This is a genomic window from Pseudomonas brassicacearum, from assembly GCF_003732175.1.
GTDB lineage: Bacteria > Pseudomonadota > Gammaproteobacteria > Pseudomonadales > Pseudomonadaceae > Aquipseudomonas > Aquipseudomonas brassicacearum_G.
This window is the reverse complement of the sequence record NZ_MOBI01000005.1, coordinates 228,934-247,098: the sequence shown is the minus strand read 5'-3', so window position 1 is coordinate 247,098 and position 18,165 is coordinate 228,934. Positions and strand designations below refer to the sequence as shown.

The following is an 18,165-nucleotide window of genomic DNA, read 5'->3' as shown; positions in this document are numbered from 1 at the left end:
TTTAGAATGAGGAAGTTTTTAGAGTCTATGCTCTAGAAAGTCAAATGACATCCTCGGGAACCGATGATTTATCCGCCAGCGGATAGGTCGTAAGATGCCCGGCAACGCACAGAAGAATTAAAGCTCAAGCCATGGCCCCACGAATAAAAACCAGCGAGCGCATCGTGCAGAACAGCCTGGAGCTGTTCAATCAACAGGGTGAACGCAGCATCAGTACCAACCATATTGCCGCGCACATGGAGATTTCTCCGGGCAACCTGTACTACCACTTCCCCAACAAGCAGGCGATCATCGCTGTGTTGTTCAGTGAGTACGAAGCCCTGGTAGAGAGCTTCCTGCGCCCACCCCAAGGCCGCGCCGCGACCGTTGAAGACAAGCGCTTCTACTTGCAGGAACTACTGTCCGCCATGTGGCGCTACCGGTTTTTGCACCGTGACCTCGAGCACTTGCTCGACAACGATGTGGAACTGGCTGCCCGTTACCGGCGTTTTTCGCAACGGTGCCTGATCCAGGGCACGGCGATTTACGCAGGCTTCGTCGACGCCGGCATCCTGTGCATGGACAAGGTCCAGATCGAGTCCTTGACGCTCAACGCCTGGATTATCCTCACATCCTGGGTGCGCTTTCTGTGCACCACACGGGAAAATTCCAACCATCTCAGCGAGCAAGCCATTAAACGTGGCGTGTATCAGGTGCTGGTGCTGGAAGCAGGATTTGTCACGGAGCAAGCGCGCGAGGCGGTCAATGCCTTGTTCGAGGAGTTTTACGTGCCGCTGGCCCAGGCCCTGGAAGAAGTGCAGTAGGATCGATCAAAGACATAGGGGGTGTTCTCAATTAGTTTCCACACCGCGTTGTCGCCTTAAAGCGGGCCAGGCAAGGCGCAGGCCGCTGGGAATGGTTGCTCCCTTTCCAAGGCCTGCAACGCAGCCTGGCCCGCTTTAAGGCACAACCCGAAGGGCCGGGCCTGCTGTTGTGCAGGGCTGCGTTGCTCGAAGCTTATTTGGAATGACCAAATCACGCTTCTCGCGCCTTGCCCTGCACAACAGCAGACCCGGCGCGGTGTGGAAACTAATTGAGAACACCCCCTAACCACAGGAGCCCGCTATGCCCATTGCGCAACTGATCAGCCCGAACGCCCTGGACCAGAAAAAGGCTCAGGCCGGGTTGGTGATTCTGGATTGTCGTTTTGCCCTCGAAGACCCGGATTATGGCCAGCGTAGCTATGCCCAGGGGCATATCGAGGGGGCCTCGTTTGCGGACCTTGAACGTGACCTCAGCGGGCCCGTGGTCAAGGGGGTCACCGGTCGCCATCCATTGCCGACGCCGCATCACTTGATTCAGCGTTTGCAGGATTGGGGTATCAATAACGACAGCGAAATCGTTTTGTATGACGACGGCCCCGGCATGTATGCCGCGCGGGCCTGGTGGCTGCTGGCGTGGCTGGGCAAGCGCGATGGCGTGTTCATTCTCGACGGTGGCCTCAAGGCCTGGCACGCGGCGGGTTTGCCGCTTAGCCTGGATGCACCGGCAAGCACCCGTGGCTCCTTTACCGGTGCACCTGACCACACCTTGTTAGTGAGCGCCGAAAAACTGCAACAACGCCTCGGTCAACCGACCCTGACCTTGCTCGACGCCCGGGGTTTGCCGCGTTTTCGTGGCGAGGTCGAGCCGATTGACCCGGTCGCCGGGCACATTCCCGGCGCGCAATGCGCGGCCTTCACCGACAACCTGGGCGCCGATGGGCGCTTCCTTCCCGCCGATCAGCTCAAGCAGCGCTTTGCCGCGAAACTGGGTGATCGTTCGCCGACCGAGCTGGTGGCGTATTGCGGCTCGGGCGTGACCGCGTGCCATAACCTGTTTGCGTTGTGCCTGGCCGGTTATCCATTGGGCTCGCTGTATGCCGGGTCGTGGAGCGAATGGATCACCGATCCTGCGCGGGGCGTCGCTACCGGCGACTAATCGCAAATCCCCTGTGGGAGCAAGCTCGCTCCCACAGGGGTATTAGGGGGCTTTGAGATTCAAAGCAGTCGGGCACTGCGATAAGCCCCCGGCCCTACGCCGTAAACCTTCTTGAACTGCCGGCTCAGATGACTCTGGTCGGCAAAGCCGAGCCGGGCGGCAACGTCCAGCGGCAGGCAGCCTTCCTGTAATAACGCACGGGCCTGGGCGATACGCTGCTGCATCAACCAGGCGTGCGGCGGCATGCCGGTGGCGTAGCGAAACACTCGGGCGAAGTGGAAGGGCGAAAGGTTCACCGCCGCGGCCAGTTCTTCCAGGGAGGGCGGCGCAGCGAGTTGCGCGCGCATCAGTTCCTTGGCCCGGGCGATGGCCCGATGTTCCTGGCCAGGTTGGCCAGGCGTTGCCACTGCGGCGTGACGTTGCAGCAACGCCAACATCATTTCCCGCCATGCGGTCTGCTGTTGCAGCGCACTGGCAGGGCTCTCCAGCAAACGGTGCAGTTGGCAGAGGCCGCTCACCAGGTCCGGGTCGCGATACAGCGTCGCACCAAAGGCCGGCAAGTCGTGGTCAGGCAGCTCAAGTTCGCCGAGCAACGAAAGGATTTGCTGGTTGTCGGGATAGAACGCCCGGTACAGCCAGCCGTTGTCCGTCCCTTTGTGGCCAGTGTGCAACTCGTCCGGATTGATCACCACCAGAGTCCCGCTGCCGGCCAGGTGCTCGGCACCACGATAGCGGTAGCGTTGAGCGCCGGCCATGATGATGCCGATGACGAAACCGTCGTGTACGTGGGGGACGAAGCGCTGTTCGATGTAGCGCGCGGACAACAGCTCTACGCCGGCCAAAGGTGCCGTTTGCCAGAAGTGGATCGACTCGCCCGGATTGGCCTCCATGACCTTACTCGCGACCTGCGTTGGCCAGCCAGCGCGGGATGCGCCGTTCCAGGTAGTAGCCGGGGTTGCGGAAAGTGCCGTCGACAAAACCGACATGCCCGCCCTTGGTCTGCAATTCGAACTGCGTGCAGTCCGATAGCTCGCTGGCGTGCGGCAGGCTGTGGAGAAAGACGAAAGGATCGTCGGCTGCTTGAATGATCAGGGTCGGCGTGCGGATCTCACCGAGAAAATAACGGCTGGAGGCACGGCGATAATAGTCATGCGCATCCTTGAAACCGTTCAGTGGCGCAGTCACCCGGCCATCGAAATCCCAGAAAGTGCGCAGGTTCTCCAGTGACCCGAGTCTGGCGAGAGTCTCCAGGCCCTCGTGGTGGCCGTCGTGCAGGAACTTCTGTTGCTTGGTCTTGATGTAGGCGAGCATTTCGCGCATGAAGTGCGCTTGATAGATCCTCGAAAATCCCTGGCCGATGCGGTCGGCGCATTGGTCCAGGCGAAAGGGTACCGAGACCGCCACCGCGCCCTGCAACTGACTGCCACTGCCGGTTTCCCCCAGGTGCTTGAGCAGCACGTTGCCGCCCAGCGAATAGCCGACCGCGTACAGCGGCGCCGACGGGCGGGTGGCTCGAAGGTGGTTGATCGCCGCCGCGAGGTCTTCGCTGGCGCCGGAGTGATAGCTACGCGGCAACAGATTCGGTTCGCCCGAACAGCCGCGCCAGTTCAGCGCCACGCTGGCCCAGCCTTGGGTGAACAGGGCTTTTTGCAGGCCGGCGACATAGGGTGAGTTCGAAGAGCCGGTCAAACCGTGCAACACCAGCACCAAGGGCGCATCGGCGCTGTGCGGCCCGTGCCAGTCGAGATCGAGGAAGTCGCCGTCGTCGAGCCACAGGCGTTCGCGTTGTCGATCCAGATGAGTGGTTTTGCGCCACAGAGGTCCCCACAAGGTTTGCAGGTGCGGGTTGCCGAGGCCGAAGGCAGGGATGAAACGATCAGGCGGTGTAGGCACGGTTGTTCTCGATGCAGCGGCATGTGCCTGAGGTTGTTGACCCCAGGCACATGCCTTGTTCAGGCCGGTGGATTAACCGGCGATCTCTGCCGTACGGTGCCACAGCGCGTAATAGACCCGCCCGGATTTTTGCTCCCGGTGCAGGCGCCAGCCCCCTGGCAGACCGAGGGTCGATGGCGCGGTTTCACTTTCAGTGTAGATCCACGCGTCGTCGGCGAGCCATTGGCGTTCTTCAAGCAGCGTGCAAACGGCGGGCAACAGGTTCTGGTTGAACGGTGGGTCGAGGAACACCAGGTCGTAGGCGATCGCTGGCTGGGTTTCCAGGTAGCGCAAGGCATCGGCGGTTTGCACCTGGCCGACGGTGCAACGCAGTGTTCCCAAGTGTTCTTTCAGGCTGGAAACCGCCAGGCTGCTAGCGTCCAGCGCCTGGCCCATGGCGGCGCCACGGGACAGCGCTTCGAGAAACAGCGCACCGCTGCCGGCAAACGGATCGAGCACTTTGGCCCCGGCAACGTACGGTGCGAGCCAGTTGAACAGGGTTTCACGCACGCGGTCGGGCGTCGGGCGCAGGCCCGGAGCATCCGGGAAGCTCAGCCGACGGCTGCGCCATTCGCCGCCGATGATGCGCAATTGGTTCACGCCGTTATGCACGTTATGAACAGGTTTTTTAGGACGCGATGGACTGGCCATTAATGCTCCGGAACCCCGAGCGGCTGCTCGGATGGTTTGTCAGTTGGGGCCGGTAACGGCTTTTGCGGCACGGTCGGACCAGCAGAAACGATGACCATTTTGTCCGTGCTCAGATGTTTGTTCATTGCCGCGGTGACCTGCTCGACGGTCAGGCTTTGCGACTGCTGCATGAAGTCTTCAAGGTAACTCAGCGGCAAGTTATAAAAGCCCATGGCGCCCAGTTGGCCGACGATATCGGCGTTGCTGGCGTTGGACAGCGGGAAGCTGCCGGCCAGTTCACGTTTGGCGTCGTCGAGTTCTTTTTGGGTCGGGCCAGTTTTCAAGTAGTCGGCGAGCACGTCCTGCACCAGTTTGAGTGCGCCTTCGCTCATTTCGGCGCGGGTTTGCAGGTTGATCATGAACGGGCCACGGGCCTGCATCGGGGTGAAACCGGAGTAAACGCCGTAGGTCAGGCCACGTTTCTCACGTACTTCGCTCATCAGTCGGGTGCCGAAGCCACCGCCACCAAGGATCTGGTTGCCCAAGGAGACGGCCGCGTAGTCTGGATCGTCACGGTCGATGCCCAGTTGCGCGAGCATCAGGTTGGTTTGCTTGGACGGAAACTCGATGTGCCCGATGCTGGCTTTTGGTTCAGCCGGTTGTTCGATTTTCGCCAGCGCCGGGCCTTTTGGCAGTGCGGCGGAAACCTGTTCGGCAATCGCTTCGGCTTCGCTACGCGACAAGTCGCCCACCAGTGCAATTACCACGTTGCCCGCGGCATAGGCTTTCTCGTGGAAGGCCCGCAATTGCGCGGCGGTAATCGGCGGGACACTTTGCGCATTGCCGTCGCTTGAGTGCGCGTAAGGGTGGTTGCCATACAGGCGCTTCATCAGCTCAAGGCTCGCCAGTTTACCGGGGTTCTGCTTCTGGTACTCGAAGCCGGCGAGCAACTGGTTCTTGATCCGTGCCAATGAGTCGGTCGGGAACGTCGGTTTGCCGACTACTTCAGCGAACAGTTTCAGCGCCGGCTCGCGTTTATCCACAGCGCTCAGGCTGCGCAACGTGGCGACGGCCATGTCTTTGTAGGCACCGTTGCCGAAGTTTGCGCCAAGACCTTCGAAGCCTTCAGCGATCTTGCCAACATCTTTGCCGGCGATGCCTTCGTTGAGCATGGCGTTTGTCAGCACGGCCAGCCCAGGTTTATCACCGTCCTGACTGCTGCCGGCGGCGAAGATCAGGCGCATGTCGAACATCGGTAACTCCGGGGCTGCGACGAACAGCACCTTGGAGCCTTCAGCGGTTTTCCAGGTTTGCACGTCCAGCGTGCGGTGGCTCGGCGCTTTACCGTCGAGTTCGGTCAGTGATTGCAGCTTTTTGCTGGCCTTGGCCTGGTCGAGGGCTTCGCTGGCATGGGTCTCGGTCGAACGGCTGAAGTAAAAGCCGAGTGCGGCGACCAGTGCGACGAGTACCAGGCCGATCAGGGCCAGGCGTGGTTTTTTACTCTCACTCATGAGCGGTTTCCTCGGGCAGTGGCAGTACATGCGCAACGCTGAGACGTTCGCGAGTGAAATAGGTGCGGGCGGCTTTCTGGATGTCTTCCGGTGTCACGCTTTGCAGCTCGGCGAGTTCGGTGTCCATCAACTTCCACGACAGACCGACGGTTTCCAGCTGACCAATGGCAGTGGCCTGACTGGTGATCGAATCACGCTCGTAGACCAGGCCGGCGATCACTTGTGCACGTACGCGTTCAACTTCATCAGCCGAAGGTGCGGTGGTTTTCAGCTGTTCGAGCAGTTTCCACAGACCGGCTTCGGCCTGGGCCATGGTTTTGTGTTTCTGGGTGTTCGGCGTTGCCGACAAGGTAAACAGGCTGTCACCGCGGGTGTAGGCGTCGTAGCTCGATGAACCACCGGAGACCAGTTCTTCGCCGCGCTCCAGTTGCGCCGAGATGCGCGCGCTATAGCCGCCATCAAGCAATGCCGCGATCAACCGCAGGGCATTGACCGAGCGCTTGTCTTGCGCAGTGGCGATGCTCGGCACGTTGAAGGCCAGCATCAGGCTCGGCAATTGCGTTTGTACATGCAGGGTGATCTGGCGCTCGCCGGGCTCGGCCAGTTCCAGCGGAGTCTTCGCTGGCGGCACGTCGCGCTTCGGGATCGGCCCGAAGTAGCGCTGGGCCAGGGCTTTGACTTCGTCCGGGGTTACGTCACCGACCACCACCAGCGTGGCGTTGTTCGGCACGTACCAGGATTTATACCAGTGGCGCAGTTCTTCGACCTTCATGCGATCCAGGTCAGCCATCCAGCCGATGGTCGGCGTGTGGTAGCCGCTGGCCGGGTAGGCTATGGCCTTGAAGCGCTCGTAAGCCTTGGCCATCGGCTTGTCGTCGGTGCGCATGCGGCGCTCTTCCTTGATCACTTCGATCTCGCGGCTGAACTCGTCGGCCGGCAGGCGCAGGTTGGCCATGCGATCGGCTTCCAGTTCAAAGGCCACGCCCAGGCGATCACGAGCCAGTACCTGGTAATACGCGGTGTAGTCGTCGCTGGTGAAGGCGTTCTCTTCGGCGCCGAGGTCGCGCAGGATCAACGACGCTTCGCCAGGGCCGACTTTCTCGCTGCCCTTGAACATCATGTGTTCCAAGGCGTGGGACAAACCGGTCTGGCCCGGGGTTTCGTAGCTGGAGCCAACCTTGTACCAGATCTGGGAAACCACCACGGGTGCCCGATGATCCTCGCGCACGACGACCTTGAGGCCGTTGTCGAGGGTGAATTCGTGGGTCGGTTGGGGGTCGGCAGCCAAAGCTGAAAGGGGCAGACAAACTGTGCTGAGCAGCAGGCCTGCAGCGCGGCGGGCTAGAGCATTCATTCGTTTTTAAACCTGTTGGGCTGCCCGCTAGGTCTTAGCGTCGGCGGGCGAGAGGTTGGGGCGTGTCATCACTCATTACCAGTACCGCGCCGGAGCCTGAGAGTGCGCAGGGCAAGGCGCGAGGAGTGCAGTTTGGTCATTCCAAATAAACTCCGAGCAACGCAGCCCTGCGCACTCTCAGGCCCGGCCCTCCGGGTGGCGCCTGAAAACGGGCCATGCTGCGTTGCAGTCCTTGGGAAGGAGAGCACATTCCCTGCGGCCTGCGCCTTGCCTGGCCCGTTTTCAGGCGGCCACGCGGTACTGGTAATGAGTGATGACACGCCCTAGGATAACGGTCCGTTTTACTGGCGGCCACGCCTATCAGGCTTTTGTGCTTGATCAGGCTGTATGGGTTCACGGCGGAAAGCCTCTGTTTATCAGCTAAACTCCGCTTTTTCGCCGATTTTGCCAGTTCAGTCCTTCGTGAAATTGATCCTTGAGGTGCTGTTGAGCACTTCGACAAAATGTTGCGCGTGAACAAGCTGGGTGAAACGCAGTCTGTTCTGCATTGAATATTTATTTGCCGAGGCGCCATTGGCGCGTCGCTACCGTGAGATAGCCGTCCTCCATGTTTGGTTCCAACGACGACAAGAAGACCCCAGCTGCGGCTGGCGAGAAGAAAAGCCTGTTCGGATGGCTGCGCAAAAAGCCGCAGGAACCCGCCGTCGAACAGCCACAGCCACTTCAAGAAGTTGCGCTTGAGCCGGTAATAGAAGCTGCGCCCGTTGCGCAAGCGCCGACCGCCGTCGTATCGCCGATAGCCGAGCCGGTAGTGCAACCGGTTGTCGAGCCAGCGCCTGCGCCAGTGGCTGAAGTACCGCGCGCGCCGGAAGTCGTACACAAACCGTGGTTGACGTTGCCGGTAGCTGAAGAGCCGGTGGCCCTGGTCGAAAACGAGCTGGCGCCGCATATCACGCCACCGATTCCTGCGCCGACAGTGGTCCAGCAAGCGGTAGAGCTGCTGGTGGTCGAACCAGTCCCCGTCATCGAACCGGCGGCTGAACAGCTGATGGTTGATGAGCCTGATCTGCCTCAGCCGGTGATTGCCGCATTCGTGGCTCCAGAACGTGCTCCAGAACCTGTGCCTGCCCCAGCGCCCGTCGTTTCGGCTCCGGTAACAGCGCCAGCGCCGGTTGCTCCGGTCGTTCCGGTTGCGGCTCCGGTTGCAGCCGAACCGGCGCGCACCGAAGAAACCAAAGCCGGCTTCTTTGCCCGCCTGAAGCAAGGCCTGTCGAAAACCAGCGCCAGCATCGGCGAGGGCATGGCCAGCCTGTTCCTCGGCAAGAAGATCATCGATGACGAACTGCTTGAAGACATCGAAACCCGCCTGCTGACCGCTGACGTGGGTGTCGAAGCGACATCGGTGATCATTCAGAGCCTGACCCAGAAGGTCGCGCGCAAGCAGCTGGCCGATGCCGATGCACTGTACAAATCCTTGCAGGCCGAGCTTGCCAACATGCTCAAGCCTGTCGAGCAGCCGCTGAAAATCACCTCGCAGAACAAGCCTTTCGTGATTCTGGTGGTTGGCGTCAACGGCGCCGGCAAAACCACCACCATCGGTAAATTGGCGAAGAAGCTGCAACTTGAAGGCAAGAAAGTCATGCTCGCGGCCGGTGACACCTTCCGTGCGGCGGCTGTCGAGCAATTGCAGGTCTGGGGCGAACGCAACAAGATCCCGGTGATCGCCCAGCACACCGGCGCCGATTCGGCATCGGTTATCTTCGATGCGGTACAGGCCGCCAAGGCCCGTGGCATTGACGTGTTGATCGCCGATACCGCCGGTCGCCTGCACACCAAAGACAACCTGATGGAAGAACTGAAAAAGGTTCGCCGGGTCATCAGCAAGCTCGACGCCGATGCGCCGCATGAGGTGCTGTTGGTACTCGACGCTGGTACTGGCCAGAACGCCATTAGCCAGGCCAAGCAATTCAACCAGACGGTCGAACTGACCGGCCTGGCCCTGACCAAACTCGATGGCACGGCCAAGGGTGGGGTGATTTTCGCCCTGGCCAAGCAGTTTGGTCTGCCGATTCGCTACATCGGTGTCGGTGAAGGCATCGATGATTTGCGTACCTTTGAAGCAGAACCCTTTGTCCAGGCACTATTTGCCGAGCGGGAGCGTTCATGATTCGTTTCGAACAGGTTGGTAAGCGCTATCCGAACGGTCACGTCGGCTTGCATGAGCTGAGCTTTCGAGTCCGTCGGGGCGAGTTTTTGTTTGTCACCGGCCACTCCGGCGCCGGTAAAAGTACCTTGCTGCGGTTGTTGCTTGCGATGGAGCGTCCGACCACCGGCAAACTGCTGCTGGCCGGGCAGGACCTGGCGACCATCAGCAACGCGCAGATCCCGTACCTGCGCCGGCAGATCGGCGTGGTGTTCCAGAACCACCAGTTGCTGTTTGACCGTACGGTGTTCAACAACGTCGCCTTGCCGTTGCAGATTCTGGGCTTGTCCAAGGCTGAAGTCGCCAAGCGCGTGGATTCGGCCCTGGAGCGGGTTGCACTCTCGGACAAGACCGACCTCTACCCGGGCGACCTGTCCACCGGTCAGCAACAGCGCGTCGGCATTGCCCGCGCCATCGTCCATCGCCCGGCCTTGCTGCTGGCGGATGAACCGACCGGTAACCTCGATCCACGTCTGGCAGCAGAAATCATGGGCGTTTTCGAAGACATCAACCGTCTGGGCACCAGCGTGCTGATCGCCAGTCACGATTTGGCGCTGATCGCTCGCATGCGTCATCGCATGCTGACCTTGCAACGTGGCCGATTGATCGGCGACGGGGAGGCCGGGGTATGAGTGCAACACGCAGTCCGAAGGTTTCCGAGCGCGTGGCCCCGAAGGCCGCCGATCCGCAACCACAGAAGAAAAAGCGCGACGAAGACGATGGTCCGGACTTCAGCACCTTGCTGCGCGCCTGGATCGAAAGTCACCGCGCCAGTTTGCTGGATAGTCTGCGGCGTCTGGGCAAGCAGCCCATCGGCAGCTTCTTCACCTGTCTGGTAATGGCGGTTGCCCTGAGTCTGCCGATGGGCTTGTCGTTGTTGCTGAACAACGTCGAACGTCTGGGTGGTTCCTGGCAGCGTGCGGCGCAGATCTCGCTGTACTTGCAGATCGATGCCAGCGCCAACGAAGGCGAGCAACTGCGCGAGCAAATCAAAGGCATGCCGGGTGTGGCCGACGCCGAATACATCAGCCGCGAACAGGCGCTGGAAGAGTTCCAGCAACAGTCCGGTCTGGGCGAGGCGCTCAAGGAGCTGCCGCAGAACCCGTTGCCTGGGGTGGTGCTGGTCACTCCGAACGAAGTCGACAAGGCAACCCTTGAAGCATTAAGACAAAAACTTTCCGAGTTGCCGAAGGTACAACAGGCGCAACTTGATCTAGTCTGGGTCGAGCGTTTGGCGGCCATCCTCAAGCTGGGCGAGCGGTTTGTCTTCGGCCTGACCGTGTTGCTGGTTTCTGCATTACTTTTGGTGATAGGCAATACCATTCGTCTTCATATTGAAAACCGCCGCACAGAGATAGAAGTGATTAAACTTGTTGGCGGCACTGACAGCTATGTGCGTAGGCCCTTTCTGTACATGGGCGCGCTATATGGCTTCGGTGCGGGGATTCTTTCCTGGGGTGTTCTGGCGTTTGGCCTGAACTGGCTGAACGACGCAGTGGTTGGGCTGGCCGGCTTGTATGGCAGTAATTTCGCGTTGACCGGGGTACCGGTTGCCGATGGACTGTCACTCTTGCTAGGCGCAGTGCTGTTGGGGTATATCGGTGCTTGGATTGCGGTAGCGCGCCATTTGAGAGAGCTCGCACCGAAGTAGTGTCTTATTGCTTGTATGACCTTTCAGCGTGTAGGGGAACTTGTCCTTCGGTTCCCGGTCAACTTTTCGCAGTGCTGAACTGCACGAGTTATATGAGTCGGAGGTTTTTTCGTATGACCACTTCTTTGCAACCTGCTTATGCTCTGGTCCCAGGTGCGAACCTGGAGGCTTATGTGCACACGGTGAACAGCATTCCATTGCTGACACCAGAGCAGGAGCGTGAACTGGCCGAGAGTCTCTACTATGAGCAGGATTTGGGGGCGGCTCGGCAGATGGTGCTCGCCCACCTGCGTTTTGTTGTACATATTGCCCGTAGCTATTCCGGCTACGGCCTGGCCCAGGCGGACCTGATTCAGGAAGGCAACGTTGGCCTGATGAAAGCGGTCAAGCGTTTCAACCCGGAAATGGGCGTGCGTCTGGTGTCCTTTGCAGTGCACTGGATCAAGGCTGAAATCCACGAATTCATCCTGCGCAACTGGCGCATCGTCAAGGTCGCCACGACCAAGGCCCAGCGCAAACTGTTCTTCAACCTGCGCAGCCAGAAGAAGCGTCTGGCGTGGCTGAACAACGAGGAAGTCCATCGCGTAGCTGAAAGCCTCGGCGTAGAGCCGCGGGAAGTTCGCGAGATGGAAAGCCGCCTGACCGGCCACGACATGGCCTTCGACCCGGCCGCCGAAGCGGACGACGACAGCGCTTTCCAGTCGCCGGCCAACTATCTGGAAGACCACCGGTACGACCCGGCCCGTCAACTGGAAGATGCCGACTGGACCGACAACTCCACCCACAACCTGCACGAAGCGCTGGAAGTGCTGGACGACCGCAGCCGCGACATCCTCTACCAGCGTTGGCTGGCAGAAGAAAAAGCCACGCTGCACGACCTGGCGCAGAAGTACAACGTGTCGGCCGAGCGTATTCGTCAGCTCGAGAAGAGCGCGATGAACAAGCTCAAGCTGTCGATTGCTGCTTAAGCGGTAGCGCAATAAAAAACGCCCCGATCATTGATCGGGGTGTTTTTGTTTGTGCCCTATATTCCTGCTTCACACCGGCCTCCTGTGGGAGCGAGCCTGCTCGCGATGACGGTTGATCATTCAACATTGATGTCGACTGACCCGACGCTTTCGCGAGCAGGCTCGCTCCCACAGTAGATCTTCAATGCTGCTGGAATTGTGATCGGTTACTGGGACCAAGGCGCATGGCGCGAAGAGTTGATCCCGATCAGGTAGCTGTCGCCACCCAACTGGCTCATTTGCTGTCGAATCCAGCTCGCGCGTCGCAATACATAAGGGCTCGGATGGCCGGCGCTCCAGACTCGCGGGTTTGGCAGTACGGCGGCCAGCAAACTGGCTTGCTGACGGCTCAGCGACCGGGCGCTCACGCCAAAGTGATGTCGGGCAGCCGCTTCGGCGCCAAACACACCGTCATCCCATTCCACGCTGTTGAGGTACACCTCAAGAATCCGCTGTTTGGGCCAGAACACTTCGATCAGCCCGGTAAACCAGGCTTCCAGCCCTTTGCGCAACCAACTGCGACCGGACCACAGGAACAGGTTCTTCGACACTTGCTGGCTCAAGGTGCTGGCGCCGCGGATCGAGCCGCCAAGTTCGTTGTGGGCCAGTGCAGCCTGAATCGCGCCGAAGTCGAAACCCCAGTGCTCGGGGAATTTCTGGTCTTCGCCAGCCATTACCGCGACCTTCAGGTCATCGGAGATGTTTTCCCACGGCTGCCAGTTGCGTTGAAGATCGATAGGCTCGCCATCGACCCAGGATTCAATCTTGCGCTCGACCATCAGCGCTGTCCCCGGAGGCGGAACGACGCGAAACAACAGCACCAGCAATACGCTGCCACCGGCGAACCAGAGCAGGGCTTTTGTGAAACGGCGGAACATTAAACGCAGCATAGAGATGGCTTGGCCGAACCCGTCGAGCGGGCCATTATACAGACCCTGCCCGATGATTCTGACTGGAGTTCCTCATGCTGCGTGGCTTTCTGATGCTGGCCGCTTTTTTCGGATTCACCGGCGTGGGCCTGGGCGCATTTGCCGCTCATGGCCTGAAAGACCGCCTGAGTGCCGAATACCTGGCGATTTTCCACACCGGCGTCACCTACCAGTTGGTGCATACCCTGGCATTGCTGGGCATGGCACTGCTGGCCACGCAGATTCCCGGGCGTTTGATCACTTGGGCCGGCGTATCATTTGCCATCGGCATCCTGTTGTTTTCCGGCAGCCTGTACCTGCTGACCCTGACCGGCGTCAGCAAGCTGGGCATCGTTACGCCGTTCGGCGGTCTGGCGTTCCTTGTGGGCTGGCTGTGTCTGGGAATTGCCGCTTGGCGCTTGAGCTGACTTAAGGGTCCGTTTCAAGACGAATGGCTTGGGTCGACCTGACTGATCGGGCTAGAATGCTGGCCCCTAAAAATGATGGCGGCATCCGGTATGCGCATTCAGTTGAACGGCGAATCCCTTGAACTGCCCGACGGTGAAACCGTTGCGGCCCTGCTGACCCGTCTGGAACTGACCGGACGCCGAGTGGCGGTCGAACTCAATCTGGATATCGTCCCGCGCAGCCAGCACACGGAAACTGCTCTCAAGGAAGGCGATTGTGTAGAGGTCGTACACGCCATCGGCGGCGGCTAGACCCTTCGGATTACCGAGCACCCACAGCATTCTGCAAGAACCTCACCCCAACAGAGGATTTCCGATGAGCAACGTTCGCAGCGACAAGCCTTTCGTCCTGGCCGGTCGTACTTACCAGTCGCGCTTGCTGGTAGGTACCGGCAAGTACCGTGACATGGAAGAAACCCGCTTGGCCATCGAAGCCTCGGGTGCCGAGATCGTCACTTTCGCCGTGCGCCGCACCAACCTCGGCCAGAACCCGGGCGAACCGAACCTGCTCGAAGTCCTGTCGCCGGATCGCTACACCTTCCTGCCGAACACCGCCGGGTGCTTCGACGCTACCGAGGCTGTGCGCACCTGCCGCCTGGCCCGTGAGCTGCTCGGCGGCCACAACCTGGTGAAGCTGGAAGTGTTGGCGGACCAGAAAACCCTGTTCCCTAACGTGATCGAAACCCTCAAGGCCGCCGAAGTGCTGGTCAAGGAAGGTTTCGACGTGATGGTCTACACCAGCGATGACCCGATCATTGCCCGTCAACTGGCGGAAATCGGCTGCATCGCCGTCATGCCGCTGGCCGGTCTGATCGGCACGGGCCTGGGGATCTGCAACCCGTACAACCTGCAGATCATCCTCGAAGAAGCCAAGATCCCGGTGTTGGTGGATGCTGGTGTCGGTACTGCATCCGACGCGACCATTGCCATGGAACTGGGTTGTGAAGCGGTGCTGATGAACTCGGCCATCGCCCACGCGCAGCAGCCGATCCTGATGGCTGAAGCGATGAAACACGCCATTGTTGCAGGTCGTCTGGCGTATCTCGCCGGGCGCATGCCGAAAAAACTCTATGCCAGCGCTTCCTCGCCGCTGGATGGTCTGATCAAGTAAGAGCCATTGATGACTGAATCGAACGACACGCCTATCCAGACGGAAGCAGGCGAAGAGCGCCAACACCGCCGCATCAAGAGTTTCGTGATGCGCGCCGGGCGCATGACTGAAGGCCAGCAGCGCGGTCTGGACCAGGGCACGCCGCTGTTCGTCCTGCCGCTGGCCGACGCGCCGGTGGACTTCGACCAGGTGTTTGGTCGCTCGGCACCGCGCTCGCTGGAAATTGGCTTTGGCATGGGCCATTCGCTGCTGGAAATGGCCGCGGCTTCGCCGGATCAGGATTTCATTGGCGTTGAAGTACACCGTCCAGGTGTCGGCGCGTTGCTCAATGGCGTGCTGACTCAAGGCCTGACCAACCTGCGGGTCTACGATTGCGATGCGATCGAAGTGCTCAACCGTTGCGTGGCCGATAACAGCCTCGATCGCCTGATGCTGTTTTTCCCGGATCCATGGCACAAGAGTCGTCACCACAAGCGTCGTATCGTTCAGGCGTCGTTCGCCGAGCTGGTACGCAGCAAGTTGAAAGTCGGCGGTGTGCTGCACATGGCTACCGACTGGGAGCCGTATGCCGAGTACATGCTGGAAGTGATGAACGTCGCGCCGGGCTACCGCAACCTCGCCGAAGACGGCAAGTGCGTGCCGCGCCCAGCCGAGCGCCCGATCACCAAGTTCGAACGCCGCGGCGAACGCCTTGGGCATGGCGTGTGGGATTTGAAGTTCGAAAAACTGGCATAAACCTGTGGGAGCGAGCCTGCTCGCGATAGCGGTCTGACAGTCAACGAAGATGTTGATGTTATGCCCTCATCGCGAGCAGGCTCGCTCCCACAGTTGTTTAGTGGTGTACCCGAAAGTCAGCGGCGATCCGCGACGACGCCGATCAATACCAGCACCACCAACAACACCGGTGCCAGGCTGTAGTTGTTGAACTGGCTCAGGCCGCGAACGATCCACGGTGTGGCGTAGATCAGTGCGGCGCCGCTGCCGATCATGCACACCAGGGCCATCAGCGGGACGCGCAAGGCGCCGGCAATGCTGCCCAGGCGTTGATCGATCCAGCCTTTGATATCGGCTCCAAACAGCACCAGCAGGCAGCCCACCAGTGCCAGGGCGATTTCCGACAGGTTACTACGGCTCCAGCGGGACACGGTGGCAAGCAGATCGAGTACCAAATCCATTCGATTTCCTTAAGTCAGAAAATTCTGCAGCAAGTCATTGAGAAATAGTTGTCCGCGCATCGTCGCCGCCAGACGTGACGGTTCGACCTGCAACAAGCCACTTTGTTCGGCCTCGCGACGGCCTTCGGCAAGGCTTTCCAGGCTCAGACCGGTGCGCTCTGGATACAGGCGCGACTCGACACCCTCGGTCAGGCGCAGGGCATTCATCAGGAACTCGAACGGCAGCTCTTCGTTGGTCAGGGTTTTCTCGCCCGCCTGAAAGCTTTTTGCCGGGTTGAGGTAGTCCTTCGGCAGGCGCGTCTTCCAGGTGCGGACAATGCGTCCGTCCGGATGGCTGAGCTTGCCGTGCGCCCCGGCGCCGATACCGATGAAGTCGCCGAAACTCCAGTAATTGAGGTTATGCCGCGCCGGACGACCGGATTGGGCGTACGCCGAGACTTCGTATTGGGCGTAGCCGTGCTCGGCCAACAGCGCCTGACCGGCCTCCTGAATGTCCCATAAGGTGTCATCTTCCGGCAGGGTTGGCGGCTGGTTCCAGAACACCGTGTTCGGCTCCAGGGTCAGCTGATACCAGGACAGATGAGTCGGCTTCAGCGCGATGGCCTGACGCAGGTCGTCCAGCGCATCGTCCAGGGACTGATCGGGCAAACCGTGCATCAGGTCCAGGTTGAAGTTGTCGAACCCGGCCTGACGGGCCATGCCAGCCGCGCGAATCGCTTCATCGCCGTTGTGGATCCGGCCCAGGGCCTTGAGTTTCTCTTGTTGGAAGCTCTGGATACCGATCGACAGGCGATTGATGCCCAAGGCACGGTAAGCGACGAATTTTTCCTGTTCGAAGGTCCCGGGGTTGGCTTCCAAAGTGATTTCGATGTCGCCGGCAAACGGGATTCGCTGCTCCACACCTTTGAGCAAACGGCCCAACGCTTGCGCGCTGAACAGGCTCGGTGTGCCGCCGCCGAAGAAAATCGAGCTCAGTTCGCGACCGTAAACCGCATGCAAGTCTTGGTCGAGGTCAGCCAGCAGGGCGTCCACGTACTCTTCTTCCGGCAGCACGGGGCTTGCGGTGTGGGAGTTGAAGTCGCAATAAGGGCATTTGCGTACGCACCACGGAATGTGGATGTACAGCGCCAGGGGTGGCAGCACTGGCAGGGCCGCCCGAGGCGATTGCGCGCCGCCGTAAATCAGCGGCGACGCGGACAGGTCGTGGGTCATTTCAGGCTCAAACGTTGGCGCAGCAATTCCATTGCACGGGCGCGGTGGCTGAGCTGGTTTTTCTCGGCCGGGTTCAATTCTGCGCTGGAGCAATCGCGCTCCGGCACCCAGAACAGCGGATCGTAGCCAAAACCGTGTTCACCACTGGCTTCGGTCAGGATGCGTCCGTGCCACAGGCCTTCACAGAGAATCGGCAGCGGATCATCGGCGTGGCGTACCAGAGCCAGCACGCATACAAACTGCGCACCACGTTCGGCTTCGGGGACGTCTTTCAGCACGTCGAGCAGCTTGGCATTGTTCGCTGCGTCGCCCTGGCCGTCGGCATAACGCGCCGAGTAGATACCCGGCGCACCGCCGAGGAAATCCACCGCCAGTCCGGAATCGTCGGCCAGAGCCGGCAAGCCGGAAATGCGCGAGGCATTGCGGGCCTTGAGGATGGCGTTTTCGACGAACGACAGGCCGGTTTCTTCAGGCTCGACGCTGCTGAACTCGCCAATCGAGCGCAGGCGCACCGATTCGCCGAGCATGGCCTGGAGTTCTTTGAGTTTGCCGGCGTTATGGCTGGCCAATACGAGTTGCGTGAAATTGATCATTCGCCGGGGAAGAGCTCTTGGTTGAAATTGATGGTGTTGATTTTGTCGCCGGTTTGCACATTGATTTCGAAGGTGCGGACTTCCTGCTGATCCACCGGAAACTGGGCGATGTAGTAGACGGCCCCGGTTTCGGTGATCTGTTTGAACTTCAGCGGGACGCTTTTACTGGTCAGGTCCTTCACTGTGCCGCTGACCTGGGCGATGACCGGTTTGTTGGCCTTGATCACCGACACATTGATCACACCCTGATTCTTGCTGCGGACCAGTTCGGCGCTTTTGGCGATGTCCGGCGTCAGGTAGGTGGAATTGAAGGTGTTGTAGTGCACCGTAACGTCACCGAAGGTTTCCTGACGTTCGCCTTTGATGGGCTCGGCGGCCATGGCGCTGACGCTCAGGCAGGCTGTTAACAGAAACAGGGCTAGACGACCCATGATCGTTCTCCTTGAAAAACC

Annotated in this window: 20 protein-coding genes and 1 pseudogene; 10 read left to right on the top strand and 11 right to left on the bottom strand. The window is 60.1% G+C overall.

The genetic code is table 11. The features are described 5' to 3' along the window. Positions 1-131 precede the first annotated feature (131 nt). Together BK658_RS05190 and BK658_RS05185 are read left to right on the top strand one after the other, a co-directional pair. Positions 132-803: a TetR/AcrR family transcriptional regulator gene (locus BK658_RS05190; protein ID WP_054594481.1), complete on the top strand. Its 672-nt coding sequence runs from the start codon at positions 132-134 to the stop codon at positions 801-803. Between the two features lie 301 nt (positions 804-1,104). Continuing rightward, a complete protein-coding gene (locus BK658_RS05185) occupies positions 1,105-1,959 on the top strand; it encodes a sulfurtransferase (RefSeq protein ID WP_123581350.1) in 855 nt (284 codons plus the stop codon). Between the two features lie 59 nt (positions 1,960-2,018). Here BK658_RS05185 and BK658_RS05180 read toward each other — a convergent pair whose 3' ends face one another. From BK658_RS05180 to BK658_RS05160, 5 genes are all read right to left on the bottom strand, one after another. Continuing rightward, a complete protein-coding gene (locus tag BK658_RS05180) occupies positions 2,019-2,849 on the bottom strand; it encodes an AraC family transcriptional regulator (protein WP_123581349.1) in 831 nt (276 codons plus the stop codon). A gap of 4 nt (positions 2,850-2,853) precedes the next feature. Beyond that, positions 2,854-3,852, bottom strand: a complete 999-nt coding sequence (locus BK658_RS05175; RefSeq protein WP_123581348.1) for a hydrolase — start codon at positions 3,850-3,852, stop codon at positions 2,854-2,856. A 72-nt stretch (positions 3,853-3,924) separates the two neighbouring features. Next, positions 3,925-4,542: a 16S rRNA (guanine(966)-N(2))-methyltransferase RsmD gene (rsmD, locus tag BK658_RS05170; protein WP_071552950.1), complete on the bottom strand. Its 618-nt coding sequence runs from the start codon at positions 4,540-4,542 to the stop codon at positions 3,925-3,927. Continuing rightward, entirely contained in the window at positions 4,542-6,032 is a 1,491-nt protein-coding gene (locus BK658_RS05165) for a M16 family metallopeptidase (protein WP_123581347.1), read from the bottom strand. The genes rsmD and BK658_RS05165 overlap by 1 nt, the downstream gene beginning before the upstream one ends. Further along, positions 6,025-7,386 carry a M16 family metallopeptidase gene (locus tag BK658_RS05160; protein WP_123581346.1) on the bottom strand — a complete coding sequence of 454 codons (1,362 nt, stop codon included), beginning with the start codon at positions 7,384-7,386 and terminating at the stop codon, positions 6,025-6,027. The genes BK658_RS05165 and BK658_RS05160 overlap by 8 nt, the downstream gene beginning before the upstream one ends. A gap of 607 nt (positions 7,387-7,993) precedes the next feature. Here BK658_RS05160 and ftsY point away from each other — a divergent pair. From ftsY to rpoH, 4 genes are all read left to right on the top strand, one after another. Continuing rightward, a complete protein-coding gene (gene ftsY, locus BK658_RS05155; RefSeq protein ID WP_123581345.1) occupies positions 7,994-9,553 on the top strand; it encodes a signal recognition particle-docking protein FtsY in 1,560 nt (519 codons plus the stop codon). Next, positions 9,550-10,221, top strand: a complete 672-nt coding sequence (gene ftsE / locus BK658_RS05150; RefSeq protein ID WP_123581344.1) for a cell division ATP-binding protein FtsE — start codon at positions 9,550-9,552, stop codon at positions 10,219-10,221. The genes ftsY and ftsE overlap by 4 nt, the downstream gene beginning before the upstream one ends. Next, the gene (gene ftsX, locus BK658_RS05145) at positions 10,218-11,240 is read left to right on the top strand and encodes a permease-like cell division protein FtsX (protein WP_123581343.1); all 1,023 of its coding nucleotides are present in this window, start codon (positions 10,218-10,220) and stop codon (positions 11,238-11,240) included. Before ftsE ends, ftsX begins: the two co-directional genes overlap by 4 nt. 113 nt (positions 11,241-11,353) lie before the next feature. Beyond that, a complete protein-coding gene (gene rpoH / locus BK658_RS05140; RefSeq protein ID WP_019694095.1) occupies positions 11,354-12,208 on the top strand; it encodes an RNA polymerase sigma factor RpoH in 855 nt (284 codons plus the stop codon). Positions 12,209-12,281: 73 nt separating this feature from the next. Here rpoH and BK658_RS30265 read toward each other — a convergent pair. Together BK658_RS30265 and mtgA are read right to left on the bottom strand one after the other, a co-directional pair. Next, positions 12,282-12,380, bottom strand: a pseudogene (locus tag BK658_RS30265) (metal ABC transporter ATP-binding protein); the annotation flags it as partial. 34 nt (positions 12,381-12,414) lie between these two features. Further along, positions 12,415-13,137, bottom strand: a complete 723-nt coding sequence (mtgA, locus tag BK658_RS05130; RefSeq protein WP_123581341.1) for a monofunctional biosynthetic peptidoglycan transglycosylase — start codon at positions 13,135-13,137, stop codon at positions 12,415-12,417. Between the two features lie 74 nt (positions 13,138-13,211). Between mtgA and BK658_RS05125 the strand changes: the two genes are divergently transcribed. The 4 genes from BK658_RS05125 to trmB all read left to right on the top strand — a co-directional run bounded on the left by BK658_RS05125 (position 13,212) and on the right by trmB (position 15,468). After that, positions 13,212-13,583: a DUF423 domain-containing protein gene (locus tag BK658_RS05125; protein WP_123581340.1), complete on the top strand. Its 372-nt coding sequence runs from the start codon at positions 13,212-13,214 to the stop codon at positions 13,581-13,583. 90 nt (positions 13,584-13,673) lie between these two features. Next, entirely contained in the window at positions 13,674-13,874 is a 201-nt protein-coding gene (gene thiS / locus BK658_RS05120) for a sulfur carrier protein ThiS (protein ID WP_185019777.1), read from the top strand. 64 nt (positions 13,875-13,938) lie between these two features. Then, positions 13,939-14,733 carry a thiazole synthase gene (locus BK658_RS05115; protein WP_123581339.1) on the top strand — a complete coding sequence of 265 codons (795 nt, stop codon included), beginning with the start codon at positions 13,939-13,941 and terminating at the stop codon, positions 14,731-14,733. A gap of 9 nt (positions 14,734-14,742) precedes the next feature. After that, complete coding sequence (gene trmB, locus BK658_RS05110; protein WP_123581338.1) at positions 14,743-15,468, top strand: tRNA (guanosine(46)-N7)-methyltransferase TrmB; 726 nt, start codon at positions 14,743-14,745, stop codon at positions 15,466-15,468. Between the two features lie 116 nt (positions 15,469-15,584). On the opposite strand, the gene BK658_RS05105 is transcribed toward trmB, so the two are convergent. Genes BK658_RS05105 through BK658_RS05090 form a run of 4 tightly spaced genes read right to left on the bottom strand, consistent with a single transcriptional unit; the run spans position 15,585 to position 18,144 of the window. Continuing rightward, positions 15,585-15,908: a DUF3392 domain-containing protein gene (locus BK658_RS05105; protein ID WP_054594469.1), complete on the bottom strand. Its 324-nt coding sequence runs from the start codon at positions 15,906-15,908 to the stop codon at positions 15,585-15,587. 9 nt (positions 15,909-15,917) lie between these two features. Next, entirely contained in the window at positions 15,918-17,120 is a 1,203-nt protein-coding gene (gene hemW, locus BK658_RS05100) for a radical SAM family heme chaperone HemW (protein WP_123581337.1), read from the bottom strand. Next, complete coding sequence (rdgB, locus tag BK658_RS05095; protein WP_123581336.1) at positions 17,117-17,713, bottom strand: RdgB/HAM1 family non-canonical purine NTP pyrophosphatase; 597 nt, start codon at positions 17,711-17,713, stop codon at positions 17,117-17,119. The genes hemW and rdgB overlap by 4 nt, the downstream gene beginning before the upstream one ends. Then, positions 17,710-18,144, bottom strand: coding sequence for a DUF4426 domain-containing protein (locus BK658_RS05090; RefSeq protein WP_123581335.1), 435 nt, complete (start codon positions 18,142-18,144; stop codon positions 17,710-17,712). Before BK658_RS05090 ends, rdgB begins: the two co-directional genes overlap by 4 nt. Between the last annotated feature and the right edge of the window lie 21 nt (positions 18,145-18,165).

What these genes read in the sequence shown, in the direction of transcription:
- BK658_RS05165 (WP_123581347.1), bottom strand. Translation starts at nt 6,032, where the DNA reads ATGAGTGAGAGTAAAAAACCACGCCTGGCCCTGATCGGCCTGGTACTC.
- BK658_RS05115 (WP_123581339.1), top strand. Translation starts at nt 13,939, where the DNA reads ATGAGCAACGTTCGCAGCGACAAGCCTTTCGTCCTGGCCGGTCGTACT.
- BK658_RS05190 (WP_054594481.1), top strand. Translation starts at nt 132, where the DNA reads ATGGCCCCACGAATAAAAACCAGCGAGCGCATCGTGCAGAACAGCCTG.
- BK658_RS05090 (WP_123581335.1), bottom strand. Translation starts at nt 18,144, where the DNA reads ATGGGTCGTCTAGCCCTGTTTCTGTTAACAGCCTGCCTGAGCGTCAGC.
- hemW (WP_123581337.1), bottom strand. Translation starts at nt 17,120, where the DNA reads ATGACCCACGACCTGTCCGCGTCGCCGCTGATTTACGGCGGCGCGCAA.
- BK658_RS05105 (WP_054594469.1), bottom strand. Translation starts at nt 15,908, where the DNA reads ATGGATTTGGTACTCGATCTGCTTGCCACCGTGTCCCGCTGGAGCCGT.
- rpoH (WP_019694095.1), top strand. Translation starts at nt 11,354, where the DNA reads ATGACCACTTCTTTGCAACCTGCTTATGCTCTGGTCCCAGGTGCGAAC.
- ftsX (WP_123581343.1), top strand. Translation starts at nt 10,218, where the DNA reads ATGAGTGCAACACGCAGTCCGAAGGTTTCCGAGCGCGTGGCCCCGAAG.
- BK658_RS05180 (WP_123581349.1), bottom strand. Translation starts at nt 2,849, where the DNA reads ATGGAGGCCAATCCGGGCGAGTCGATCCACTTCTGGCAAACGGCACCT.
- ftsY (WP_123581345.1), top strand. Translation starts at nt 7,994, where the DNA reads ATGTTTGGTTCCAACGACGACAAGAAGACCCCAGCTGCGGCTGGCGAG.
- thiS (WP_185019777.1), top strand. Translation starts at nt 13,674, where the DNA reads ATGCGCATTCAGTTGAACGGCGAATCCCTTGAACTGCCCGACGGTGAA.
- trmB (WP_123581338.1), top strand. Translation starts at nt 14,743, where the DNA reads ATGACTGAATCGAACGACACGCCTATCCAGACGGAAGCAGGCGAAGAG.
- mtgA (WP_123581341.1), bottom strand. Translation starts at nt 13,137, where the DNA reads ATGCTGCGTTTAATGTTCCGCCGTTTCACAAAAGCCCTGCTCTGGTTC.
- rsmD (WP_071552950.1), bottom strand. Translation starts at nt 4,542, where the DNA reads ATGGCCAGTCCATCGCGTCCTAAAAAACCTGTTCATAACGTGCATAAC.
- rdgB (WP_123581336.1), bottom strand. Translation starts at nt 17,713, where the DNA reads ATGATCAATTTCACGCAACTCGTATTGGCCAGCCATAACGCCGGCAAA.
- BK658_RS05185 (WP_123581350.1), top strand. Translation starts at nt 1,105, where the DNA reads ATGCCCATTGCGCAACTGATCAGCCCGAACGCCCTGGACCAGAAAAAG.
- BK658_RS05160 (WP_123581346.1), bottom strand. Translation starts at nt 7,386, where the DNA reads ATGAATGCTCTAGCCCGCCGCGCTGCAGGCCTGCTGCTCAGCACAGTT.
- BK658_RS05125 (WP_123581340.1), top strand. Translation starts at nt 13,212, where the DNA reads ATGCTGCGTGGCTTTCTGATGCTGGCCGCTTTTTTCGGATTCACCGGC.
- ftsE (WP_123581344.1), top strand. Translation starts at nt 9,550, where the DNA reads ATGATTCGTTTCGAACAGGTTGGTAAGCGCTATCCGAACGGTCACGTC.